The sequence below is a fragment of the Pseudomonas putida genome (genome assembly GCF_002741075.1).
Taxonomy (GTDB): Bacteria; Pseudomonadota; Gammaproteobacteria; order Pseudomonadales; family Pseudomonadaceae; genus Aquipseudomonas; species Aquipseudomonas putida_T.
Genome location: NZ_CP016634.1, coordinates 5423530 through 5444203 on the forward strand (window position 1 = coordinate 5423530; position 20674 = coordinate 5444203).

30 protein-coding genes are annotated in these 20674 nt (G+C 62.7%); 8 read left to right on the plus strand and 22 right to left on the minus strand.

The features are described from left to right. Window positions 1-6 precede the first annotated feature (6 nt). From IEC33019_RS25405 to IEC33019_RS25490, 19 genes are all read right to left on the minus strand, one after another. Window positions 7-531, minus strand: coding sequence for a phage tail protein (locus IEC33019_RS25405; protein WP_099594016.1), 525 nt, complete (start codon window positions 529-531; stop codon window positions 7-9). Further along, a complete protein-coding gene (locus IEC33019_RS25410; protein WP_099594018.1) occupies window positions 524-1693 on the minus strand; it encodes a baseplate J/gp47 family protein in 1170 nt (389 codons plus the stop codon). The genes IEC33019_RS25405 and IEC33019_RS25410 overlap by 8 nt, the downstream gene beginning before the upstream one ends. Continuing rightward, complete coding sequence (locus IEC33019_RS25415) at window positions 1690-2019, minus strand: DUF2590 family protein (RefSeq protein ID WP_099594020.1); 330 nt, start codon at window positions 2017-2019, stop codon at window positions 1690-1692. The genes IEC33019_RS25410 and IEC33019_RS25415 overlap by 4 nt, the downstream gene beginning before the upstream one ends. Continuing rightward, entirely contained in the window at window positions 2019-4004 is a 1986-nt protein-coding gene (locus tag IEC33019_RS25420) for a phage tail tape measure protein (protein ID WP_099594022.1), read from the minus strand. The genes IEC33019_RS25415 and IEC33019_RS25420 overlap by 1 nt, the downstream gene beginning before the upstream one ends. Before the next feature lie 4 nt (window positions 4005-4008). Continuing rightward, a complete protein-coding gene (locus IEC33019_RS28020) occupies window positions 4009-4152 on the minus strand; it encodes a DUF6890 family protein (RefSeq protein WP_377734771.1) in 144 nt (47 codons plus the stop codon). A 20-nt stretch (window positions 4153-4172) separates the two neighbouring features. After that, entirely contained in the window at window positions 4173-4463 is a 291-nt protein-coding gene (locus tag IEC33019_RS25425) for a putative phage tail assembly chaperone (RefSeq protein WP_099594024.1), read from the minus strand. Beyond that, a complete protein-coding gene (locus IEC33019_RS25430) occupies window positions 4460-4951 on the minus strand; it encodes a lysis system i-spanin subunit Rz (RefSeq protein ID WP_099594027.1) in 492 nt (163 codons plus the stop codon). The genes IEC33019_RS25425 and IEC33019_RS25430 overlap by 4 nt, the downstream gene beginning before the upstream one ends. Then, window positions 4948-5472: a lysozyme gene (locus tag IEC33019_RS25435; RefSeq protein ID WP_099594029.1), complete on the minus strand. Its 525-nt coding sequence runs from the start codon at window positions 5470-5472 to the stop codon at window positions 4948-4950. Before IEC33019_RS25435 ends, IEC33019_RS25430 begins: the two co-directional genes overlap by 4 nt. Next, a complete protein-coding gene (locus IEC33019_RS25440) occupies window positions 5469-5675 on the minus strand; it encodes a hypothetical protein (RefSeq protein WP_099594031.1) in 207 nt (68 codons plus the stop codon). The genes IEC33019_RS25435 and IEC33019_RS25440 overlap by 4 nt, the downstream gene beginning before the upstream one ends. Next, window positions 5672-5890 carry a TraR/DksA C4-type zinc finger protein gene (locus IEC33019_RS25445; protein ID WP_099594032.1) on the minus strand — a complete coding sequence of 73 codons (219 nt, stop codon included), beginning with the start codon at window positions 5888-5890 and terminating at the stop codon, window positions 5672-5674. Before IEC33019_RS25445 ends, IEC33019_RS25440 begins: the two co-directional genes overlap by 4 nt. Continuing rightward, on the minus strand, window positions 5890-6339 hold the full coding sequence (locus tag IEC33019_RS25450; RefSeq protein WP_099594034.1) for a phage protein: 450 nt from the start codon (window positions 6337-6339) through the stop codon (window positions 5890-5892). Before IEC33019_RS25450 ends, IEC33019_RS25445 begins: the two co-directional genes overlap by 1 nt. 12 nt (window positions 6340-6351) lie before the next feature. Further along, complete coding sequence (locus IEC33019_RS25455; RefSeq protein WP_099594036.1) at window positions 6352-7458, minus strand: DUF2586 domain-containing protein; 1107 nt, start codon at window positions 7456-7458, stop codon at window positions 6352-6354. Between the two features lie 15 nt (window positions 7459-7473). Then, entirely contained in the window at window positions 7474-8154 is a 681-nt protein-coding gene (locus IEC33019_RS25460; RefSeq protein ID WP_099594038.1) for a phage virion morphogenesis protein, read from the minus strand. Beyond that, entirely contained in the window at window positions 8144-8596 is a 453-nt protein-coding gene (locus tag IEC33019_RS25465; protein ID WP_099594040.1) for a phage tail protein, read from the minus strand. Before IEC33019_RS25465 ends, IEC33019_RS25460 begins: the two co-directional genes overlap by 11 nt. Continuing rightward, window positions 8593-9072: a hypothetical protein gene (locus tag IEC33019_RS25470; RefSeq protein WP_099594042.1), complete on the minus strand. Its 480-nt coding sequence runs from the start codon at window positions 9070-9072 to the stop codon at window positions 8593-8595. The genes IEC33019_RS25465 and IEC33019_RS25470 overlap by 4 nt, the downstream gene beginning before the upstream one ends. Then, window positions 9069-9530, minus strand: a complete 462-nt coding sequence (locus IEC33019_RS25475) for a head completion/stabilization protein (RefSeq protein ID WP_099594044.1) — start codon at window positions 9528-9530, stop codon at window positions 9069-9071. Before IEC33019_RS25475 ends, IEC33019_RS25470 begins: the two co-directional genes overlap by 4 nt. Before the next feature lie 96 nt (window positions 9531-9626). Then, the gene (gene gpM / locus IEC33019_RS25480; protein WP_099594046.1) at window positions 9627-10358 is read right to left on the minus strand and encodes a phage terminase small subunit; all 732 of its coding nucleotides are present in this window, start codon (window positions 10356-10358) and stop codon (window positions 9627-9629) included. Next, entirely contained in the window at window positions 10355-11377 is a 1023-nt protein-coding gene (locus IEC33019_RS25485) for a phage major capsid protein, P2 family (RefSeq protein ID WP_099594048.1), read from the minus strand. Before IEC33019_RS25485 ends, gpM begins: the two co-directional genes overlap by 4 nt. A gap of 1 nt (window position 11378) precedes the next feature. Next, window positions 11379-12302 carry a GPO family capsid scaffolding protein gene (locus tag IEC33019_RS25490; RefSeq protein ID WP_099594051.1) on the minus strand — a complete coding sequence of 308 codons (924 nt, stop codon included), beginning with the start codon at window positions 12300-12302 and terminating at the stop codon, window positions 11379-11381. Window positions 12303-12464: 162 nt separating this feature from the next. Between IEC33019_RS25490 and IEC33019_RS25495 the strand changes: the two genes are divergently transcribed. The 3 genes from IEC33019_RS25495 (at window position 12465) to IEC33019_RS25505 (ending at window position 15632) form a co-directional block, all read left to right on the plus strand. Continuing rightward, window positions 12465-14519: a terminase large subunit domain-containing protein gene (locus IEC33019_RS25495; protein WP_253776078.1), complete on the plus strand. Its 2055-nt coding sequence runs from the start codon at window positions 12465-12467 to the stop codon at window positions 14517-14519. Next, window positions 14431-15300 carry a phage portal protein gene (locus IEC33019_RS25500; RefSeq protein ID WP_253776164.1) on the plus strand — a complete coding sequence of 290 codons (870 nt, stop codon included), beginning with the start codon at window positions 14431-14433 and terminating at the stop codon, window positions 15298-15300. The genes IEC33019_RS25495 and IEC33019_RS25500 overlap by 89 nt, the downstream gene beginning before the upstream one ends. Window positions 15301-15371: 71 nt before the next feature. Next, the gene (locus IEC33019_RS25505) at window positions 15372-15632 is read left to right on the plus strand and encodes an ogr/Delta-like zinc finger family protein (RefSeq protein WP_099594055.1); all 261 of its coding nucleotides are present in this window, start codon (window positions 15372-15374) and stop codon (window positions 15630-15632) included. 47 nt (window positions 15633-15679) lie between these two features. Here IEC33019_RS25505 and IEC33019_RS25510 read toward each other — a convergent pair whose 3' ends face one another. The 3 genes from IEC33019_RS25510 to IEC33019_RS25520 form a co-directional block, all read right to left on the minus strand. After that, the gene (locus IEC33019_RS25510; protein WP_099594057.1) at window positions 15680-15862 is read right to left on the minus strand and encodes a hypothetical protein; all 183 of its coding nucleotides are present in this window, start codon (window positions 15860-15862) and stop codon (window positions 15680-15682) included. Between the two features lie 87 nt (window positions 15863-15949). Then, the gene (locus IEC33019_RS25515; protein WP_099594059.1) at window positions 15950-16306 is read right to left on the minus strand and encodes a helix-turn-helix transcriptional regulator; all 357 of its coding nucleotides are present in this window, start codon (window positions 16304-16306) and stop codon (window positions 15950-15952) included. After that, the gene (locus IEC33019_RS25520) at window positions 16290-16814 is read right to left on the minus strand and encodes a helix-turn-helix domain-containing protein (protein ID WP_099594217.1); all 525 of its coding nucleotides are present in this window, start codon (window positions 16812-16814) and stop codon (window positions 16290-16292) included. The genes IEC33019_RS25515 and IEC33019_RS25520 overlap by 17 nt, the downstream gene beginning before the upstream one ends. Here IEC33019_RS25520 and IEC33019_RS25525 point away from each other — a divergent pair. The 5 genes from IEC33019_RS25525 (at window position 16731) to IEC33019_RS25545 (ending at window position 20674) form a co-directional block, all read left to right on the plus strand. Beyond that, entirely contained in the window at window positions 16731-16931 is a 201-nt protein-coding gene (locus tag IEC33019_RS25525; RefSeq protein WP_004576333.1) for a DNA-binding protein, read from the plus strand. The two genes, IEC33019_RS25520 and IEC33019_RS25525, sit on opposite strands and share 84 nt — an antisense overlap. Before the next feature lie 30 nt (window positions 16932-16961). Further along, window positions 16962-17441, plus strand: coding sequence for a YmfL family putative regulatory protein (locus IEC33019_RS25530; RefSeq protein WP_099594062.1), 480 nt, complete (start codon window positions 16962-16964; stop codon window positions 17439-17441). After that, window positions 17438-17677 (plus strand): hypothetical protein, encoded by a 240-nt coding sequence (locus IEC33019_RS25535; protein WP_099594064.1) that lies wholly within the window; start codon window positions 17438-17440, stop codon window positions 17675-17677. The genes IEC33019_RS25530 and IEC33019_RS25535 overlap by 4 nt, the downstream gene beginning before the upstream one ends. A gap of 67 nt (window positions 17678-17744) precedes the next feature. Continuing rightward, window positions 17745-17978: a hypothetical protein gene (locus tag IEC33019_RS25540; protein ID WP_099594066.1), complete on the plus strand. Its 234-nt coding sequence runs from the start codon at window positions 17745-17747 to the stop codon at window positions 17976-17978. Between the two features lie 8 nt (window positions 17979-17986). Continuing rightward, window positions 17987-20674 (plus strand): toprim domain-containing protein, encoded by a 2688-nt coding sequence (locus IEC33019_RS25545; RefSeq protein ID WP_099594220.1) that lies wholly within the window; start codon window positions 17987-17989, stop codon window positions 20672-20674.

The window sequence follows — 20674 nt, forward strand, 5'->3', positions numbered from 1 at the left end:
GAACTCCTACAGGCTGGCGACCAGCGTCTGCTGGTCGTCGTTGAAATCGACCAGGGCAACGCCCAGGTCCACGGGGGTGAGGGTCACGAAGTCATAGCGGCGGCAGGTGCGTCCGTACTGCTGGATCAGCACACGCAGCAACTCGGGATTCTTGGCCAGTTGGGTGTTGCTGAGCTGCAGCAGCACCACGTCCCAGTCACGGTCGGGGTGGCGCTCCTCGATCTCGACGTAACCCACGCCCAGCCGCACCAGGATCCGCTTCATACCGGCAGTGCTGCCGGCGTCCTTGGCGTTGATGAATGCGTACTTCACGCGCAGTCGATACAGATCCTCGGGCTCGCCCTTGAAACGGGTGATGTCCCGCTGCCAGGCAAGCAGATCCAGGATCGTCAGGTGGCACGTCTCGGCGTCCAGCTGCAGCAAGGGCCAGCGCAGCCAGCCCTCCACCTTCTCCCACCACGCCTGGGCGGCCTCTTTGAGCTTGGTCAGCTCGGTACCGGCCAACCAGAACTTGAGGTCGAGCTTAATCATGCGGCACCACCTGCAGGCTCTGGATCCGGGGGATGCTCAGCTCCGACACGATGTCGGCGTTCTCGAAGTGCAGCGACTCGATGCCGGGGAACTGCTGGTGCAGCTCCTCACCCAGGCGGCTGAACGAGAACCGGGACTGGGGATAGGTCAGCGTGGCGGTGTAGTCGCTGTTCTCGCGGAACGCGGCACGGATGAACTGATCCATGTCCGCCTCGAGCTTCTGGCGCTGCTCGGCGGTGAGCGTCGATCGGGGCCACAGTTGCACAACCAGGTCGTGGAAGGTTTCAGGCATGACCATGACCAGGAGGTCGTCACCATGACCGTGGTTGCCCTGGTCACGAATGTAGGCGTTGATCTCTTCCAGGAAGGCCTCGGCCGGCACTCCGATGTCGAACAACACGAAGGCATTCGCGCTGCCTGGGCCACGCGGGGCGCCGTGTTCAAAGTAAATACCGTCCGGGCGCACACCCGGGAAGGCCGCGATCATGGCGCGGTACACCGCGTCGGTGTGGTACTGGTTCACGGCGCTGAACTGGTTGCGGGTGCGCAGGCGCAGCTCGTCGTCTGGCTCGGGATCCGCGCCCGGGGTGGACAACCAGTTTTCGGCGTTGACCACCTGGGCAATACCCGGGACAGGCACCGGCAGGATCGCGTAATAGCCCGGCGCCAAGTTGAACCCGGCACCTGCCTCGACGGCCTCCACTGGGATATCCAACTGCATCAGACCGTCGCTGAACTGGCCTTCCGCCCTGGTCACCAGTTGGTAGACGCGGCCATTGATCGCCGGCGACTGGACTACCGTGCCCGCCGGTACCACCAGCGCGCCGCCCGGGGCGGTGCGGGTGAACTGGATGACGCCGATCGCCTTGGTGGAGCCCTTACGGGTCACGTCCACGGCCCAGGCCAGCATGTCCAGCCAGCTGTCGGTCGCCGTCTTGACGAAGAAATTCGGCAGCACGGTGGTGACCAGGAACTGCAGGATCCACAGCACGGGCTTGGTCACCAGGGCGGTGACGACCCGCCAGAACGGCGAGTAGGCGCTGGTGTTGCTCAGTTTGCTGCCCTGGGCGGCCACCTCGACCTCCCAAGCCTGGCGCAGGCCCGCCTCGGTGGTCGGGATGCCGGCGTCGGCCAACGCCTGCTGGAAATCGACGTCGCTCATGCCGTCACCCCGCTGACTTCAATTTGGCCGAACGCCAGGGTGGTCGCCGTGACCAGGTACACGCCGGGCTTCTGCTCGATGATCTGCGCAGTGCCCGGTACCAGGCGCTCGTCGTCTTCAACCAGGAGCTCCAGCTGCTGGATGCAGTCGCGCTGCTTGAGGCGGTCACGCTCGGCGACCAGGGTCACCAGTAGGCCGCTGTCGCGGATCATGTGGGCGATGTCCTGGGCGATGCTGGCCCGGTCCTGGATTGGCAACGGCTGGCGGGAAAGGTCCAGCACCAGGTCGTTGTCCTGGATCAGCAGGTCGATGTACTGGCCGTCCATCAGCCCACCGCCATATCGAGCATGCCTTCCAGCTCCGTAGAGGTCATAGGCTTGCTGTTGTAGATGTTCACGTTCTCGACCCTTTTGGTTGAGGTGGACTGGTTACTGGTGTTCTGGATGCTGCTCAGCAACCCGCCCTTGGGCACGGCATCAGGGCGCGACGGCGCCAGGCTTGGCACCGATGGGCGGGCGGCCTGCTGAGCGTCTGGCAAGGCACTGGCGGCATCGGCCACCGCCACGGCCTGCTGGGCGCCGGGGATGTTCGGCATGTCGCCCAGGGTCGTCTCGATGTTCACGCCGGGGATCTTGTTGACCATCTCGATCAGGCTGCTGATCGCGCCCTGGAACACGGCGACAATGCCGTCCCAGGCTGCTTTGGCCATCCCCGACCAGCCGCCCATGGTGTTGAACCACTCGGACAGGGCCTGCAGCTGCTCGCTGACCCACTGGAACGCGGCGGTGTCCATCAGGGCGGCTTTCAGGTCGTCCCAGTACACGATCACCACCGCCACGATGGCGATAAAGGCGACGATGCCGGCGATCACGGCGCCGATCGGGTTGGCGTACATGGCCGCGTTGACAAGCCAGATCGCGCCTTGCCAGAGCAGCATGGCGCCCTTGGCCAGGGCCAGCACGGCGATCATTCCCAGGATGCGCGCGACCAGGAGCACGCACTGGATAGAGTGGGCGACGAACATGGCGATGCTGCGCCACCCGGTCCAGGTGAGGACGTTCCAGATCGTGACCAGGGACAACCAGGTCGAACGGGCCAGGCCTACCGAGAAGGTGAGCAGCCCCATGGCGGCGCCCATCCCGAGGATGGCCAGCACCGCGAAACCAATCACCCGGGTGATGTTCGGGAACAGCTGGGTCCAGCGGGTCAGCGTGCGGGCGATGCCCACCAGGCGCTCCATCAGCGGGGTGAGGGTCGGAATCAGCGCCTGGCCGAAGGCCACACGCAGCGCCTGGACGGCGGCGCCGAACTGTTGCCACGGATCGACCATGGCCTGGGCCATCTGCTCGGCCTGCTCGAGGCCATGGACTTTGCCCAGCTGCTCGATGCCGTTGCGCAGGCGTCCCGTGTCCTGGGCCAGGGCGCCAATCACCTGCGCGCCCTCGCCGCCGAAGGCCTCCACCAGCTTGCCGTTCGCCGCGGCGTTACGCAGATCGCCATACTTGCCCTCGAGCTTGCCCAGGATGTCGAGCATCGGCAGAGCCTTGCCGCTGGCGTCTGTGAAGTTGATCCCGAGTTTTTCCGAGGCGTTGCCCAGGTTCTCGAAGAACGCCTTGTAGCGCCCGCCGGCGTCGCCGCCTTCCATGGTCGACGACAGGGTGCCGATCACCGCCATCTGCTCGGCCAGGTCCACACCGGATGCCGTGGCGATCGCCCCGGCCTCCTTGAAGGCATCCTTCATTGCCGCGCCATTGGTGCGGAACAGCTGCACCGCCAACGCGGTCTGGCCGCCCAGCTTCTCGACCCACTCGCTCTTGCCCATGGCGTCGGCCTGCTGTTTCTGCAGGTTGTAGAGCGTGCCGACGTACTCGCTCATGACGTCCTTGTCGGACTTGGTGGCCTTGGCCAGCACGGCGCTGGTGTTGGTAAAGGTGGCCAGCTGCTCGCCGGCCAGCCCCTTGATGGCGCCCTCGATCTGGTACGCCGACGCGACGAACTCCTGGGCGTTCTCCCCATAGGCAACGGAAAAGTCCAGAGCCTTGGCATTCAGGGCGTCCAGGGCATCCTCGGCCACCCCCAGCGATCGAACGTCGCCCAGGGAGCGGTTCATCTCCAGCGCGGGCTCGAGCGAGGCGTTGATCGCCATGAAGCCACCCGTGACCCCGGCCAGGCCCAGGCCCATCGTCTTGATGTTCTCCTGGCTCTTTTCCGCCAGTTCGGCAAAGCCCATCTTCACCTTGCCCAGGGGCGCGGTGACTTTGTCGGTCAGGGCCAGGATGAAATCCAGGCGAGAGGCGCGGTCGGCAGCCATCGGATTACCCTTTCAGCGCATAGGCGATGCCGTTGGCCACGGCGATCTCCATGCGTCTCCAGTGTTCGTCATCCAGCCACTTGGCCAGGCCCATGTTCTCGATCGAGGGCTCTGCACCAGGTAGCCAGCGTTGCGTCATGGCCAGCAGCTGGCCAAGCCCGTCTTCCTTCAGGCGGTCAGCGTGCTCGAGGACTTTTTTACGATCACGTCAACGTCCGGGCCGTACTCCTCGAGGAGGGCACCGCACAGCTGCATGGTCATGATCGGGTTGGCCAGGCGCTCCTTAAGGGCAGCGCGCTGCTCCTGGTTCACGGTGTTGACCAACAGGTTGTGCGACGGGGCGACCTTGTTGTTCTGGGTCATACCGTTGAAGTACTTGGTCACGTCGGCAGGGGTCAGGGTGAAGGTGAATTCCTGTTGACCCAGCTCCAGGGTGATTTCGCGGCGTTCGGTGGTCATGGTCTTGCTCCAGTGGTAGTGGGTTGGGTGGTGCAAAAGCTGCGGACGTGGTCCTGCAGCCCGAGGATCATTTGCTTGCTGAGGGCGAGCTGGTCACGGAGGGTGAAATAATCCGGTCGAGCGTCTGCTGCGAGTTCGGCGGTGCCTGCATCAGCCAGGCCGGCGCCGGCGGAATCGGTGCGCACTGCGGGGCAATTGGCCCGGATGAGCAGCCGCTTATCGCGATCGGCAACAGCGCGGCGCAGATCCTGGTTGTCATTGAGGGCATGGCTCAGCTCCTGGGTGTGTTTCATGTCATTGCCCGCTGCCGTAGCCAGGTTCCTAGCGGTGGTGTTCGCAATCTGGATGACCGCGTCACGATCTTTCAGCGCCTGGTCGCGCTCTTCCTGAACGGTGTCCAGCCGCTGCAGCAGCAGATTGATGACCAGCGCCATCACGACGATCGGCAAAACGCTCAGCAGGAGAATGCGAAGTGGTGACGGGGTCATGAGGCGCACAACCTCGCTTCAGCCAGCCGGCGGCGGTGCAGCCCGGGCACGAACACCTTGTTGCCCTTGGCGTCGGTGGTGTATGCCCAGACCGGGCGGCCATCGCTGCCCCAGGCGAGCGCCTTGCAGCCTTCCGCGATCTTGCCGGCGTTGATGAGGGCCACCGCGCGGCTCGCGCAGGTGGACGGCACACCGACGTTGTGGCCGTGGCTGTACAACGCATCGAACGTGTTCTGGCGAATGTTCGGGTTGGTCAGGCAGTCGGCCAGGGCCAGCTGGCCTTTCTCCACCACCAGCTGTTCCACTTCGGCGCAGCGAGCCGGCGACCAGTAGTCACCGACAATCACGGGGTACGGGCTGGTGTGGCGAGTGATGCCGGCGCAGACGGTGGGCAGGCCCCGGGCCAGCTTGTCGGCATAGACCACGTTCTGGCCCTTGCCTTCCCAGTCGCCCAGGAACGCCATCAACGTGCCGCTGCCCAGCACCAGGACACCGGCGATAATCTTCGGGCGCAGGCTCATCCCTTGACCCTCCAGTCGCGCAGCATCTGACGGTACTTGGGGACCAGCAGCAGGATCTGCAGCACCATGTAGAGCGCGGTCAGCATGTAGGCGACCGCCGACCAATCGACGGTACCCGTCACACCCGTCGCCGCCACGCCGATCGCGGGCGCCGCCTTGGCCACAGCAATCGCGGTGTCCTGGGCGGCCTGATTCGCGCTCATCGCTGAACCCCTTTCTCGACAATGGACTGGCACGGGACGCAACGGGTGATGCCGCCAAAGGCGCGGCGCGCCTCGGGGATCTCGTCGTCGCAGTCTTCGCAGTGGGTCAGGCTTGGCGCGTTCGAGCGTGCCCGGGCACGGGCAAGCGCAGCGGTCAGGGCCTGGTCACGCTGGCGTTGCTCCAGGGCTTGGGCACGATCGAACGGGCAAACCATCAGCTCAGGCCCTCGATCTCGGCGTCCGCCAGGTACGGCACGCCGTTGATGCGGATGAAGTCCGGGCTGGTGACGTCGAACGGCACCTTGTGCTTGGTCTTCTCGCCGCCCTTGGGGTCGATGCTCAGCAGGCTGGATACCTTGAGCTTGCAGCCGAAGGCCTCCACCTTCAGCTCTTCGTCGCCGGCCTGGGCAAAGAACAAGGCGTCGAAAGGGGCCAACTGGCGGAAGCTGCCAGCACTGCGGGCAGCCTCGATCATCAGGTTGAAGTTGTTGGTATCGAACTCGAATTCGCCACTGGCCGCCACGTCGCCATCGACGTGGCCATCAGGTACACCCCGGGTTTGCGCCACCGCGCTGTTGTCGGTGATGTCCAAGGTGCAGGACTCCACATGTACCTGCAGGTCGCCCAGACTGATATCGAAGTTTTTGCCGCCAATGCGGGACATAGGGCCTCCTGATTACTCGTTGGAAAGGTCGAGGGCGATGTTGGCGGTCAGGTCTTTCGGGCAGTTCAGCGGCCTGATCTTGATGTACACCTCCACCCGCTTTTTGGTGATCCACACCACCTGGATGTCACCGTCCTTGGGCGATTCGATCTCGCCCGGGAACTGCTCGCGGGCGAAGGTGGTGGACTTGGCCATCACGCGCAGCGGCTTCATGAAGGCCGTGCGGGCGGCCTCCATGCTCTTGGGGCTGTTGTTCAGGCGGCGATCGCCCACCCGGCGGATCAGCAGCGGGCGGACCTGGCGGGCGGCCTTGTCTGCCAGGCGCAGGTACTCGACCACCTGGAAATCGCTGGCAGGCGCGTCGAGCATGTTGCCGTCGCCCCAGTACACGCCCGGGTAGTCGGGGTAGGTCTGCGACACGGAGAAGCGATCGGCGTCCAGGGCGGCGCGGATGGCCGAGGGCAGCGGGACGCCGTCCTTGTCCTTGGGCACCGGTCCCAGGCCCAGCACCGGGCCAGTGGCCACGCGCATGGGGGTATCCGCGACGGTGACGGCGGCGTTGGCCAGGCGACCGGCGAGCACGCCCAGGTCATTGCCGTGCAACTGGGGCACGACCAGGACGCGGGGCGCCAACAGATCCTTGGTGATCGCCTTCTGTTCGGCGGCATATTCCGACCATGTCTGTACTGCAGCGATGCCGGCGCTGGCGGCCATGACGAACAGGCGGCGGCCATAGGTGTTGATGACCTGGACAGCGGCTTCGTGCATGTCCTCGAGCTCGCCACCAGCGGTCACCGGCGTGGTGATAACAGCCGCTTCGACGGAGTAGCCCTGTTGCTGCGCCATCTCCAGAGCGTCCTGCCAGGTGCTTTCGCCGCTGATCGGGGCCGCCAGGCAGGCCCAGCGATCACCGCCGTTCAGGCGGGCAGCGGCAATCTGGGTTTTCAGGTCGCTCGCGGCCACGCCCAGCATGGTGTCCAGGTCACTGTCGGTGTTCAGGGGCAGAAGCTGGCCCACGTTCTTGCTCGCGGGGCCAATGAAAAGGAAGTAGCGCTCGATCTCGGTCACGTCGCCCTGACTGAGGTTGAGATTGTTCACGCTGACTTTGCCGAGTGCCATGCGGTGTGTGCCTCGTTATCGGGGTGAGTTGATGATTTGGTGGAACACCTGGTTGAGCAGCAGGCTGGTATCGCGCTCGGTGCTCGCACCCAGGAACTGCCGTTTCGGCAGGGTGATTTCCCAGCTCTGGGCACCGGTCGGCTCGCCGCGCTGTTCGTCCAGGACGCGGATCAGGAGGCCGGCCTGCATGTAGCTGACGTGCTCGAGGATCCAGGCAACCGAGGGACGGCCCAGGCGCTTCTTGCCTTCCTGGCGGACACGGAAACCCAGCCGGCGCAGGCGCTTGGCCTGCTTTTCGGTGGCCTTGGCGCCTTCTTCCACGCGATTCCAGCGGCGCATCTGCTGCGCCGTGCGGCGCTCCGAGGCGCCGTGGTGCTGCTGGGAGGCCACCCAACTGGTGAGGTTGTTCCGCCAGCCCAGCACGGCCTGGTCAGGGCTCACACGGGTCACCTGCAGGAGCTTGCCCAGGCCGGCCTCCATCTTTTTCTTGCCACCCTCGGGATCCTTGCGGGGGGCAAAGGGCGAGCCGTCCACGTTCTGCTGGGCGCGGATCCGCTGACGGCTCATGCTGCGCACGCGCTTGCCCATGTTGTTGAGCAGGCGACGGCGCAGGGCCGGCGGCAATGACAAAAGGGCCAGTTGCTCCTGGACACCCAGCATGCCGCGCACGTCGAGGTCGAAAGTGCTACGCGCCATGGGCGACCTCGCCTTCCTCAGCCACCCACAGCTCGCCCTGGCCCAGTCCATAGCGCTTGCCGCCGACCATGATCAGGCCGTCAGGATCCTCGACCAGGTGCTGCTCCTCGGTGAATTCCAGGGTCAGCTCGACATCGAACAGCCCATGGTCAGGATCAATCGCTTCCACCACGAAGTTGGGCTTAGGCAGATCGTCGTCCCGATCGGGGTCGTTCGACTCCAACCAGGAGCCGACCAACGCCATCAGCAACACCGGGTCGCCGTTGAAGTTTTCCAGGGTGATGAGGGCGCGATAGCGCATGTCGCCCATGTGCATGCCGCCGTTACCGGTCGGCTTCCACAGCAGTTCCAGGTTCACCTGGTCGGTGAAGCTCTCCAGCTTTTCGGGCTGGACCAGGTTCTGTTCCAGGAGGAACGCCGTCAGAGCGCGCAGCTTGTTCATGCCTGGAACTCTCCAAGCATGCAAAGACGAAAACACTCAGCGGACATAAACCGCCGGTTTTCACTGACGAAATCGTCCACGTCAAAAGGCCAGAAATGGCGCACATGCTGTTGACCGTTGGCCTCCAGCAACTGCATGAGGACGTCGCCCTCCGCCGGCGGCTCACCGGCCACACGCAAACGCGCAGCCGTGGTCGCGTAGTAGGCCCCTTCGCGGACAACCACGGACTTCAACCAGTCAAATTCGTCGTAGAACCAGACCGCTTGGTCTGGGTCGATCCAACGTGGCAGGGGCTGGCCATCAGCGATCACCAGCAGTTCCGGGTGTCGTTGTCCCCACTCCTTGGCAGCCCGAGGGCTGTGCACAACGAACACCACCTGCTTGCCTTGGGCAACCAGCTCGCAGGCCATTTTGGCCAGGCGAGTGGTTTTACCCGTCTGGCGCGGCGAGATTTCGAGGTAGGCAATCCTGGTCATACGAGCGCCACCGTGATGCGGCTGCGGCCCTGCAGGGCGCGCACGGCTTGTTGGCTGAACGCCAGGTAGGTGTCGGCGCGCTCGGGGGCTTCCAGGCCGGTGTTCTCGGCCACGTCGCGACGGGTCACTGTGGCGTAGTCGGTCAGGGCGGTGGCTTTGGCGCGGCAGTAGACGGCGCGCTTGTACAGCTTCACCTTGTAGGCCCGCTCCTCAAGGAGCAGCGGATCGGCGGTGGCCACCTCGGTGATGCCGATGCCCTGCCAACTGAGCATCAGCTTGCGCAGGTCCTGGTTCACCTCGCCCATGGCAAGTTCAAGTTGAGTGACCAGCACGTCGCCCAGGTACTCGCCTGGCAGGCGGTAAGCCTTCTGGTATTCAGCCAGCGAGAGGTCCGGCCAGAAGCCGTTGTTCTCGATGGTCTGCTCTACGACCGTGGTGGGTTTGCCTGAAAAGCTCATTGCTGGCCACTCGAAAAGGGCGGGAGACACCGTTGCCACGGGCCGGGCCATAAATGGCTGACTCGTTTCACGGGTTCCCGCTGGGGGGGTAGTCGGTTAGGGGTTTTCGGGCGGCGGCGCCAACGGTGCCGCCTGCTGTTTACGCAAGGCCTTGCGGGCGTTCTCGATGCGGGTGCCGACACCGACCTTCGGGTACAGCTCGGTCGCACGCTCCAGGTGCTCGATCGCCTTGGCCCACTCCTTGGCCTCCAGGGCACGAATGCCGATCAACTTGTGGTACTTGGCCGGGATCTGCTCCGGCAGGTTCCACTCACCCACACGCGGCAGCAGATAGGACAGGTACGGCTCGGGGCTGCGACCGGCCTGGTGCTCGTCATAAGCCCATTCGCACACGGCATCGGCGACAAAAGTCGGGATGTCGCGCTTGAAACGCTCGGGCATTTGCTGGCCCTGTTCGATGGCGATGTCCGCCAGCTCCAGGGCATCGTCCAACTGTGCGGTGTCGAACAGCCAGACCATGACCTGGACCAGGACGCGGTTCTGGAACACCAGGCCGGACGCCAGGTAGCGTTGGACGTAGTCCTGGTACTTGGGCAGCAGCTCGTTGCGCTTGAGGTCCTGGCGGGTAGCCAAGCCCTTGATGTCGCTGAGGCGGGCCAGATCCTCGTCCAGGCTGGCCTCCATCAGCGCCAAATGCTTGCGGGCGTTCGCTGGGCTGCTCAGGGCTTCCGCCGGCGAGTACGCCAGCGCGGCAGCTTCTGCAGCGGCGTTCACCGCTGCAGCGCCATTGGCCAAGATCCGGCGCTTGTGCTGCAGCGCGTAACTCACGGCAGCACCTCGACGTTCTCGGTCAGGCCGATCTTCTCCAACTGCTCGATCACGTAGCCTTCGTTGCGGCTGTTGTAGTCCTCGACGCGGGAACGCTTCGGGTTGTCCACGCTCTGCTTACGCCAGGAGCTGTCCTGGTAGTAGATCGACAGGTTGTCGAAGCTTGTGACCAGCACCGCATTCACCGGGAAGTAGGGCACGCTGTATGCCGGCAGGCCGCCATAGGTAGCGATCACCTGGGAAAGCTCGATGCGCTCTTTCTCGGTTGGGGTATCGCCTTGCTTGCTGTACAGCTTGGCCTTGTCGGAGGCCAGCAGGTCGGAACCGATGATCGCGACCAGGTCGCCACCTTCGCGTAGACGCTCGTCCACCAACTGCTTGGTGTCATGCACCAGGGCGTCGAGGTTGGCATAGTCGCCAGCAACGCCCAGGGTCACCTTGCCGGAGGCTGGGACGATTTCCTTGAGCACCTGCTGCGGAGCCTGCTCGCGCAGTTGCTGCAGCCAGCCCTTGTTCACGTCCTGGAGCAGCGGGTACTGGGTGATGTCGGTTTGCACGGCCACGTGGGTACCGTGGAAACCGATCATGATGCGGTCCAGAGCGATTTGCTTCTGAACGGCGGCAGTGTAGCGCTGATGGAAGTCTGGGAATTTGGCCCAGGCGTCGATCTTGGCGTACGGCAGACCCACATCGGACTGGGTGTCGTACAGCTCGTACATGTTGTGATCGAGGCCCGAAGCGTCCTTGGCTTCGCGATCGGTGGTCTTGGTGTTGGTGCGACCAGTGACCGGCCCGTTGGTGCCAATGAAGACCTTCTCGCCCTTGATCTCGGACACCGGAACGACGTTGATTCGCTCCAGGAAGTCGGCCTTGGCAGTGATCGCGTCGTTCAGCTCCTGGGCGATCGACGGTTCGACACTGAACTGCTTGGTGACCAGGTCAACGCCATAGCTTTCAGCCAGGGCAAGCTGAAGCTGGGCGAACATTTTCGCGCCGTAGGCGCTCAGGTTACGGGCCATGTCAGAGCACCCGATGTTTCGGCTGCTGCACCGGCGCGGAAGTGCGCGGCAGCTGGCGACCGGTCGGGGTGTTCTGCAGCGCGCTGAATTGCTGCTGAATGCCTTGCAGGGCTTTCAGCACAGCCTTATGGCTGGCACCGCCATTGCGGGCGAACTCGCGCTGCTCCTCGGCAGTAGAGACGATTTCGTCTACTGCCGCGCTGACGTCATCGATCGGGGCCTGTTCAGGTTCGGGTGCCTCCTCGGCGACAGGCTCGATAACAGCCTGGATGCCAGCGGCGACAACCAGCAGTTGAGCCAGCAGGGCCTTGAGGGCCGTTGCGGTAGCTTCATCCATTGGGGGTTTGCTCTCGGTGGTTGGGGTGGGGGTTTCGGCGGGCTTGTCGTCCGAGGAAAAGCGCTTGAACAACCCTGTGAGCACAGCAATGAGCTTGCCCACCTCGCTTTTGGGCTCGTCGTCGGAAAAGGAGCCAAGCTCCTGGGAGGCGGCGAAGTAGGAGTCCTTGCTGGACCTGGCGGAGAAGTACAGCTCCTGGGTACCGACGCTTGCCGGCTCGTCGGTGACGGCGATGCCGGTCATGTACGCTTTGCCGGTCCCTCGGAAGTTCGGCCTGATTTCAATGCTGGTGAACAGCTTTTCGCCCATATCGTTGAGGCGGAGCAGCTTGTCGTTCGGCTTCAACTGAGCCTCCAGCGCAACCTGGCCAGGCTCCAGATCGTCCGCATCTTCGATCAGTCGAACGGCATATACAGTGCCGAAGCTCCCCCAGCAGCGTTCGTGCTCACACCAGATGACAGCGGTGTACAGCGAAGGCTTGTAGGTCTCCGCGATGTCGCGCAGTTCCTGCGGCAGGATGTCCCGACCATCGACGGTTGGGCCGCTGGTGGCTACACGTTTCCAGAAGGAGACAAGGGAACGGGGCATGGTCGATGAAGCGCTCGGTGGGGGTCGTTGAGCGCCACGATAGGCAGCCGATCGGCGCCGGCCAAACGCTTTACTTGCGCACTTCTCCTATTTTCAAAATCTAGGAGAAACGCGGAATTTTTCCGGAAGTTCAGTCACTTATCGCCGCATAGACTGCGGCCCATGAACTACTCCATCGAAGTCAAAGAGGCCGCCAAACGCCTCTACCTGCGCCGCTGCTCGGTGAAGGAAATCCAGGCTCAGTTGAAGCTGCCCAACGTGCGGATCATCTACTACTGGATCCGCCAGGGGTCGTGGGACGAGATGCTGACCGATGAGGAACCGGTGACCGCTGTCAGCCGGCGGATCACGCTCATCCTGGAAAAGCAGGACACGTTGACCGAGGGAGAGCTGAAGGAGCTGGAGCGCCTGACCTCGATCCGTGAGCGGCTGATAAAGCAATCGAGCCGTCCGCCGGCAACACCAGCGAATGACGCAGCCGCGGATCTCGACCAGGACGAGCAACGTGGTCAGCGCCGGGAGCGTCGCGATCGAGGCGACAAGGGCGAGCGCGGCGGCAAGCGCAAGGAGAAAAAGGCCAAGAACGACATCAGCGGCCTGACCGAGGTGGACTTCCTAGATAAGTTCATCTCCAAAATGTACGGCTATCAGAAGGAACTGTTCGCCGCCAAGCAGAACCCCCTCACCTGCAGGATTCGCAACATCCTGAAGAGCCGGCAGGTCGGCCTGACCTACTACTTCGCCGGCGAGGCCTTCATGGACGCCGTGCTCACCGGTGACAACCAGGTGTTCCTGTCGGCCAGCCGCGCCCAGTCGGAGATCTTCCGCAGCTACATTGTGTCGTTCGCCCAGGAGTGGTTCGGCATCGAGCTGACCGGCAACCCTATCGTCCTGAGCAACGGCGCCGAACTGCGCTTCCTGTCCACCAACAGCAGCACCGCCCAGGGCTACCACGGCCATGTGTACGTGGACGAATACTTCTGGATCCGTGACTTCGAGAAGCTGAGCAAGGTGGCCAGCGCCATGGGCACGCACAAGAAGTGGCGCAAGACCTACTTCTCGACCCCCAGCGCCGTATCGCACCAGGCATACCCGTTCTGGACCGGCGAGGCCTTCCGCAACAGCAAGCGCGGCAAGCCCACGGCCAGCGAATGGCCGGGCGAGGCCGCGTATACCCAGGGCGCGCTCTGCCCGGACGGTCAGTGGCGCAAGACCATCACCCTGGACGACGCGATCGCCGGCGGATGCGATTTGTTCGACGTCGAGCAGCTGCAGCTGGAGTACGACGAAGACAGCTTCCAGCAACTGTTCTACTGCAAATTCATCGACAGCACGCAAAGCGCATTCGGCCTGAAAGACCTGGAGAAGTGCTACTCCGACCTCACCCTGTGGGCGAACTTCAATCCAGACGCGCCGCGCCCCTTCGGCAATGCCCCCGTCTGGCTGGGCTACGACCCGAGCCGTACCCGGGACGATGCAACGTGCGTGGTCGTCGCGCCACCTGCAGAACCCGGCGGCAACTTCAGGATCCTGGAAAAGCACAGCTGGCGGGGGCAGTCGTTCACCCACCAGGCCGCCCAGGTCAAGAAGATCACCGAACGCTACAACGTCCAGCACATCGGCATCGATACCACCGGTGTCGGCATCGGCGTATACGACCTGGTGCGCGACTTCTTCCCGAAGGCCAAGTCGATCCACTACAGCCTGGAGACAAAAACCACCCTGGTGCTCAAGGCCCAGGACGTCATCCAGGCGGGCCGCATCGAGTGGGACGCCGGCTGGACCGACATCGCCCAGGCCTTCCTGACCATCAAGCGCGGCACCACCAACGGCGGCCAGATCACCTACAGCGCATCGAGAACCGAGGCCACCGGCCACGCCGACATCGCTTGGGCGGTCATGCACGCCCTGCACAACGAACCCCTGAACACCAACAAGCGGCGCCGCAGCCGCTACCTCATGAGCGGAGCCCATGCCCAACCCACGCAGAAAGCAGCACACCCTGGCGCAACCACGACAGCCCGCGCGCATGTTCACGTTCGGGGAGCCCGAGCAGGTGTTGTCCAAGAACATCGGCGAGCACCTGGGCGTGTTTCCCAGCGACGACGGCGAGATCTTCAAGCCGCCAGTGTCCCGCGTTGGCCTGGCCAAGCTATTGCGCGCCAACGCGCATCATGGCGCCATCCCGAAGTTCAAGCGCAACCTGCTGTTGCGTGAGTTCATCCCCTCGGCGGGCTGCAGTGCCAAGACCATGGGCCAGGCCGGCCTGGACTACATGGTGTTCGGGGAGGCTTACTTCTATCGGCGCCCCAATGCATTCGGCCAGGTCCTGGAGCTGGACCACATGCCCGCGATCAATATGCGCGTGAAGGTAGACGGCGGATACCGGCAGTTGCTGCCAGACAATAAGTACATCGACTACGACCAGGAGGAGATCGAGCACGTCCTGGACTACGACGTAGAACAGGACATTTACGGTGTGCCGGACTACCTGGGCGGCCTGCAGGCGCTGCTGCTCAACGAGGCCGCCACTCTCTTCCGCCGGCGCTACTACAGCAACGGCGCCCATGCGGGCTACATCTTCTACACCAACGACCCGGACTTGACCCAGGAAGACGAGGATGAGCTGCGCGCCCAGATCAGCGCGAGCAAGGGCGTGGGCAACTTCCGCTCGATGTTCGTCAACATCCCGGGCGGCAACGAAAACGCCATCAAGATCATCCCCGTGGGCGACTTCCAGGCCAAGGACGAGCTGGAAAAGGTCAAGAACATCACCCGGAACGACATTATCGCGGCATGGCGCATGAACCCCGCGCTGGCGGGGATCATCCCGGAGAACACCGGCGGGTTCGGCGACATCGAGAAGATCGATCGCGTGTACACCAGCAACGAAATCCGCCCCATCTGCCAACTGTTCGATCAGGTCAACAACACCCTACGGGAGGACCGTCGCATAGGCTGGATTGACCCTAAACAGACAGGAATGAACACCGATTAACAGGCTATTTGCCGCGAACATCATTGAACATGACGGCATAATGATGGCGCATAAACCCTGGGGAGGGACACATGCGGATCTACTGCACAACCTGCGGCCACAAGGGGCGCATCAATTCAAGGGAAGAAGTCACTCGCACCTACGTCAAGCTGTACTGCCAGTGCCTGGACTCCACATGCGGGCATACCTGGGTATCGACCCTGGCGTTCTCTCACACTCTGCGACCGTCCGCACAGCACCTGGACACCTTGATCGTCGATCGTTTCAGGAGCATGCCGGCAGACCAACAGCAAGAGCTGGTGAAGTTCTTGAAAGCACAGGCCGTAGCCTGATTCGGAAAAATCGCCGGCCCTGTAGGTCGGCGATTTGTTTGACGGAATCAGCTACTGAGGCTGTCCGGGTGCTTGGCCAACTGCTCAATCAGTCGTCGCACCTGGTGTCGATCTTGATCCGTCATCTGGCGAAAACGCCGAATCAATCGACGTTCATTTTCACTCAGATTCAACCACTGAGATTCGACTTGATGGTGCCGCTCCTGCCCAGCTACTGCCAAATCCAACATGCGCTAACTCCTTGAAATGCAATGCGGAACAAGGGTTATCGGGTGGCCAGCAAGCTTTTCGCTAGGAACATGACGAATGGATAAGTGCTACGGGCTCACGTCATCGAGCATGGCTTTCAAGAAGCGGCGAAGGGCGCGCTGGTCTTCCTCTGGGATCCGGCGATATTGATCAAGGATTTGCGCTTCCTCACTGCTCAACCCGTCGCCCAGTGAGCGATCGCCGGTCACAACATAGGTGGAATCAATGCCCGCAGCTTCTAGGGCAGCTAGGTACTTGAGGTCGATCGAACCGGAGGCGGTCCCTAATTCGTAGTTTTTCTGGGTTCCTCGACTCACTCCTACCAGCGTGCCGAAGTCACCTTGCGAAAGGCCGAATCGCTCGCGCTCTTCCCTTAGCCGGTTGCCCACACCGTCGGCAACCAGCGCTTTATCTGGAAGCGTCATCGAACATGGCTTGCAGGAAGCGGCGCAAGGCGCGCTGGTCCTGTTCCGGGATATGCCGATACTGCTCGATTATTTGGGTTTCTTCAGGGTCGAGCCCACTGTCCAGAGAGCGCTTGCCAAAGAGAACAAAATCGACCTCAACACCAAGCTCCGCCACGGCGAGCAGGTAGGCGGTATCAGGGTTCCGCACCCCTCGTTCGTAGCTTCCCTGGGTGTTCCGATTTACGCCGCCCGCTTGGGCCAAATCCTCTTGGCTGAGGTTCAACCGGACTCTTTCTTCGCGCAGCCGATCCCCGACCGATCCCTCTGGCGCTGATCCAGACGCACAACTTTTCAAGCATTCATCCTTTACAAGACCAATTTCGCGTGCATAATCACCACCAACGAACACAAAAAAACTCGTTGCAACAGGAGGCAACACACTATGCCCGCGCCAGTTACGCCGGAGCAAGCCCGCGCAGCGCTTGATCGAAAGGGGATGAGCATTGCGGAATTTAGTCGGATTCATGACCTGAACAAAAATTTGGTCAGCGACCTTCTCAACGGGCGTCGAAAAGGCCGCCGGGGGGAGGCACACCGTGCAGCCGTACTGCTCGGCATCAAAGACGGCGTGATCGAAGAGTAAGGCCATTGGCCAGTAGGGAAGAATCAGAACATGAATCGCTCAGTTCTCAAGACAAGGAAGGACGTGGTCAGCGCAATCATTCGCGCATATGCAGGTGGTCGGGCCCAGGCGGCTTCAGACCTGGACCTCGAGCTCAAGAAGTTCGACAACCACGCCTATGAAAACAACAACGCCCGCCCGCTCAACGAGGTTCAGTTGCGTCAGCTCGAAGGCACCGCCGGCACGACCTTCCTGCCGGAGTACATCGCGTCGCTGTATGGCGGCATCTTCGTCAAGGTCGTGGACGCCGACGCCCTGGACAATGTGGAGCTCTACGCCATGTCGATGGTGACCTCTACCAAGCGTGGCGCTGTGGATCTGGAGATTGCCAAGGCCCTGGCGGACGGGTCGATCTCTCAGGCAGAGGCCGACGAGATCATGCGTGCTCACGAGGCCCATATGTCAGCACGTCACACCGAGGTTCTGTCAGCGATCGCGCTGCACCGCGCACGCTCGGGGGTCGCAGCATGAGCACCCAGCCGACCGACTACCAAGACGTGCTCAAATCGTCCGCACTCCATTACCTGCAGCGTCACCAGGCCGAACATCTGAGCGGCGACAGCCAGCTATTCACCCGCGCCGTTTGCCATCTGGTGGCAGACCACAACGTTTCCGATCCGACGGCTGAGAAAGCCGTGTATCTGGCCATGACTGATCTTGGCCTTGGCGTAGCTGATCGCTCGCCACCCCGCGCAGCGCGCACCTAACCCTACCCCATCGCCCTGTCCCGCTCTCAGTGGGTTTGGGTGAGTTGCGTCCTGAATCGAGGTTTTCATGGAGAACAAGGTGGTGATCAAGGCGGAAATGAGCTCCGAACAGGCCTCCGCCCTGCTGGCTTCCCTCAAGTCGGAATACAGCGCCGCGCTCAACGAGCACTGGTACGCGGACACGTATCGCTACGTTCCTGAACAGGACCGGCACACCGCAATCGTCCTGAAAAACCCCGCCATGGGCGCACAACGCCGGCTGATCGGCGCGCTGACCTACAGCCTCAAAACTGCGAAGTAATTCTGATGATGAACGAAGACATCCGCTCCCAAGTGCTGCAACGGCTCGAAAGCGATTTCGGCCTCAAGCTGCGTGCCGGCACGAACTACATGCGAGGCGGCACCTGCCCTGCGTGCAGCAAGAAAGAGCTGTACGCCCGCCACGACAACCCATGGCAGATCCGTTGCGGGCGCCCTGAGCGCTGCGGCCACATCGAGCACGTCAAGGACCTGTACGAAGACCTGTTCGAGGACTGGAGCAAGCGTGCCCCGGCCACCGAGAGCGACCCGAACGCCACCGTTCGCTCGTACCTGGAGTTCGCCCGTGGGCTCGATAGCTGGAAGATGACCGGCTGGTTCACCCAGGAAAGCTACGTCAACCAGGAAACCGGCGAGTCCAGCGCCACGATCCGCTTCCCCCTGCCCAACGACGGCTGGTGGGAACGCCTGATCGACCGCCCTGCGCGCTTCGGCAAGATGAAAGCGCGGTTCAAGTTCAAGTACAGCGCCCAAGGGCAGTGGTGGTGCCCTCCCAGCCTCGATCTCAGCAAGGTCAGCGAACTGTGGATCGTGGAAGGCATCTTCGACGCCGTGGCGCTGCTGCAGAACGGTATCGACGCGGTGTCGGCCATGTCCAGCGTGAACTTCCCCATCGAAGCCTTGAAGGATCTGGCCGAGCAGCGCCGGGGCGACCTTCCCACCCTGATCTGGGCCTTGGACAATGAGCCGATCGCCCGCGGCTACCTGCAGCGCTGGGCGAAGCAGGCCACCGAACTGGGCTTTGAGTGCAAGGCGGCGCTGATTCCCCAGCGGGACCGCAAGGTCGACTGGAATGACCTACACCAGCGCTGGCAGTTCGAAGACGAAGGCCACGCCCGCAACCACAAGCGCAAGCGTGACCTGGACGCCGCACGCCACGAGGGTGACTTGCTGCTGGCCAGCTCAGCCCGAGAGAAGGCCTTGCTGATGTACATGTGGGACGAGGGGTTCACCGAGTTCGCCTTTGAATACGGCAACCAGACCTATTGGGCCAAGTTCGACCTGTCCAAGCTCGAGGAGGAGCAGAAGAAGCTGGCAGTCAGCAAGGACAGCGACGACGACGAGGATCGCCAGGACGTCCTGAAAACCGTCTGCTCGTTGAAGCTGCTGGCCAACTGCAGTTTCCAGGCGCTTTACAAGCAGGTGAGCGACGTCACCAACGAGGCCTGGTTCTATTTCCAGGTGACCGGCACCCGCGACGACAACGGCGCGAACTACACCTTCACGCCCAAGCAGATCGCCTCGAGCAGCGAGTTCAAGACCCGCCTGATGTATTCGGGCGCCACCTGGTTGGGCACGCAGAAGCACCTGGACCAGATCATCCTGCGGCAGACCGAGGGCCTCAAGACCGTCGAAACCATCGACTTCCTGGGCTACAGCCGTGAGCACCAGGCGTACATCTTCAACGACATCGCCATTCACAACGGCTCCATCTACAAGGCCAACGACGAAGATTACTTCGAATTCGGCAAACACAAGGTCAAATGCCTCATGAAATCCGTGAAGATCAAGAACGCCCTGGACGCCAAGGGCTACAGCGAAGCCTGGCTGAAAAACCTGTGGATGTGCTTCGGTGAGAACGGGATCCTCGCCCTCACCTACTGGTTCGGCTCCCTGTACGCCGAGCAGATCCGCGCCGAACACGAGAGCTTCCCGTTCCTGGAAATGTCGGGGGAACCAGATTCGGGCAAGACCACGCTGATCAAATTCCTGTGGAAGCTGTTCGGTCGGCTGTACGAGGGCTTCGACCCTGCCAAGAGTTCGTTCTCCGGCCTGAGTCGCGCCATGGGCCAGGTGGCCAACCTTCCGCTGGTACTGCTCGAGGCCGATCGCAACACCAACGAAGACAACGCCAAGGCCTTCGAGTGGGACCAGTTCAAGGACTTCTACGGTGGCGGCACGCTGCGTACCCGGGGCGTCAAGTCGAACAGCAACGACACCTACGAACCGCCGTTCCGCTCCTCGATCGTGATCGCGCAGAACGCCATCGTCACCGGCCACGAGGCCATCATCAGCCGGATCTTCCGCCTGCCGTTCCTCAAGCCCACGATCACCGACGACAGCCGCCGGGCCGCTGACGCGATCGTCCAGACCGAGCTCGAGGACGTCAACCACTTCATGGTCAAGGCCATGCGCGCCGAACAGCAGGTGCTCAAGCGCTTTGCTGAGCTGTACCCCAAGTACCGCGCTGAGCTGTGGGCCAGCCGCAAGCTGACCTCCGATCGGGTTATCAAGAACCACGCCATGATGCTGGCCCTGGTGGACTGTCTGCAGCTGGTGATCGAAGTGCCCGACCACATGGTCCAGGCCTGCCGCAAGTACGTGGTCAAAGCCGCCAGCGAGCGCCAGGCGGCGATCACCACCGACCCGAAAGAGGTGAACGAATTCTGGCAGGTCTACGACTTCCTTGAATCGCTGCCCGAGGCGCCGCTGGTCAACCACAGCAAGAAGCCCGGCGAAATCGCCATCAACCTAAACCAGTTTCAACAGGTGGCCACCGAGTACCGCCAGCGCATTCCCGAACTGGGCACCCTGCGCCGCCTGCTCAAGGACTGCCGCGCCCACCCCTGCCTGGCTGATCAGAAGCGGGTGGAAAGCGCCATTCGGGCACGCGATCAGCTCGCCAGGCCCCTGGCCAACATCCCATCGACCGTTCGCTGCTTCATCTTCCGGGAGTAA

Bases quoted from the DNA above. Each gene is read 5' to 3' on its own strand.
- IEC33019_RS25415 (WP_099594020.1), bottom strand. From the start codon at position 2,019: ATGGACGGCCAGTACATCGACCTGCTGATCCAGGACAACGACCTGGTG.
- IEC33019_RS25470 (WP_099594042.1), bottom strand. From the start codon at position 9,072: ATGACCAGGATTGCCTACCTCGAAATCTCGCCGCGCCAGACGGGTAAA.
- IEC33019_RS25515 (WP_099594059.1), bottom strand. From the start codon at position 16,306: ATGACGCTTCCAGATAAAGCGCTGGTTGCCGACGGTGTGGGCAACCGG.
- IEC33019_RS25435 (WP_099594029.1), bottom strand. From the start codon at position 5,472: ATGAGCCTGCGCCCGAAGATTATCGCCGGTGTCCTGGTGCTGGGCAGC.
- IEC33019_RS25450 (WP_099594034.1), bottom strand. From the start codon at position 6,339: ATGTCCCGCATTGGCGGCAAAAACTTCGATATCAGTCTGGGCGACCTG.
- IEC33019_RS25530 (WP_099594062.1), top strand. From the start codon at position 16,962: ATGAATCGCTCAGTTCTCAAGACAAGGAAGGACGTGGTCAGCGCAATC.
- IEC33019_RS25440 (WP_099594031.1), bottom strand. From the start codon at position 5,675: ATGAGCGCGAATCAGGCCGCCCAGGACACCGCGATTGCTGTGGCCAAG.
- IEC33019_RS25485 (WP_099594048.1), bottom strand. From the start codon at position 11,377: ATGGCCCGTAACCTGAGCGCCTACGGCGCGAAAATGTTCGCCCAGCTT.
- IEC33019_RS25535 (WP_099594064.1), top strand. From the start codon at position 17,438: ATGAGCACCCAGCCGACCGACTACCAAGACGTGCTCAAATCGTCCGCA.
- IEC33019_RS25420 (WP_099594022.1), bottom strand. From the start codon at position 4,004: ATGGCTGCCGACCGCGCCTCTCGCCTGGATTTCATCCTGGCCCTGACC.
- IEC33019_RS25495 (WP_253776078.1), top strand. From the start codon at position 12,465: ATGAACTACTCCATCGAAGTCAAAGAGGCCGCCAAACGCCTCTACCTG.
- IEC33019_RS25540 (WP_099594066.1), top strand. From the start codon at position 17,745: ATGGAGAACAAGGTGGTGATCAAGGCGGAAATGAGCTCCGAACAGGCC.
- IEC33019_RS25465 (WP_099594040.1), bottom strand. From the start codon at position 8,596: ATGAACAAGCTGCGCGCTCTGACGGCGTTCCTCCTGGAACAGAACCTG.
- IEC33019_RS25460 (WP_099594038.1), bottom strand. From the start codon at position 8,154: ATGGCGCGTAGCACTTTCGACCTCGACGTGCGCGGCATGCTGGGTGTC.
- IEC33019_RS25445 (WP_099594032.1), bottom strand. From the start codon at position 5,890: ATGGTTTGCCCGTTCGATCGTGCCCAAGCCCTGGAGCAACGCCAGCGT.
- IEC33019_RS25510 (WP_099594057.1), bottom strand. From the start codon at position 15,862: ATGTTGGATTTGGCAGTAGCTGGGCAGGAGCGGCACCATCAAGTCGAA.
- IEC33019_RS25425 (WP_099594024.1), bottom strand. From the start codon at position 4,463: ATGACCACCGAACGCCGCGAAATCACCCTGGAGCTGGGTCAACAGGAA.
- IEC33019_RS25545 (WP_099594220.1), top strand. From the start codon at position 17,987: ATGAACGAAGACATCCGCTCCCAAGTGCTGCAACGGCTCGAAAGCGAT.
- IEC33019_RS25525 (WP_004576333.1), top strand. From the start codon at position 16,731: ATGCCCGCGCCAGTTACGCCGGAGCAAGCCCGCGCAGCGCTTGATCGA.
- IEC33019_RS25475 (WP_099594044.1), bottom strand. From the start codon at position 9,530: ATGAGCTTTTCAGGCAAACCCACCACGGTCGTAGAGCAGACCATCGAG.
- IEC33019_RS25490 (WP_099594051.1), bottom strand. From the start codon at position 12,302: ATGCCCCGTTCCCTTGTCTCCTTCTGGAAACGTGTAGCCACCAGCGGC.
- IEC33019_RS25405 (WP_099594016.1), bottom strand. From the start codon at position 531: ATGATTAAGCTCGACCTCAAGTTCTGGTTGGCCGGTACCGAGCTGACC.
- IEC33019_RS25410 (WP_099594018.1), bottom strand. From the start codon at position 1,693: ATGAGCGACGTCGATTTCCAGCAGGCGTTGGCCGACGCCGGCATCCCG.
- IEC33019_RS25520 (WP_099594217.1), bottom strand. From the start codon at position 16,814: ATGAATCCGACTAAATTCCGCAATGCTCATCCCCTTTCGATCAAGCGC.
- IEC33019_RS25505 (WP_099594055.1), top strand. From the start codon at position 15,372: ATGCGGATCTACTGCACAACCTGCGGCCACAAGGGGCGCATCAATTCA.
- IEC33019_RS25455 (WP_099594036.1), bottom strand. From the start codon at position 7,458: ATGGCACTCGGCAAAGTCAGCGTGAACAATCTCAACCTCAGTCAGGGC.
- IEC33019_RS25430 (WP_099594027.1), bottom strand. From the start codon at position 4,951: ATGACCCCGTCACCACTTCGCATTCTCCTGCTGAGCGTTTTGCCGATC.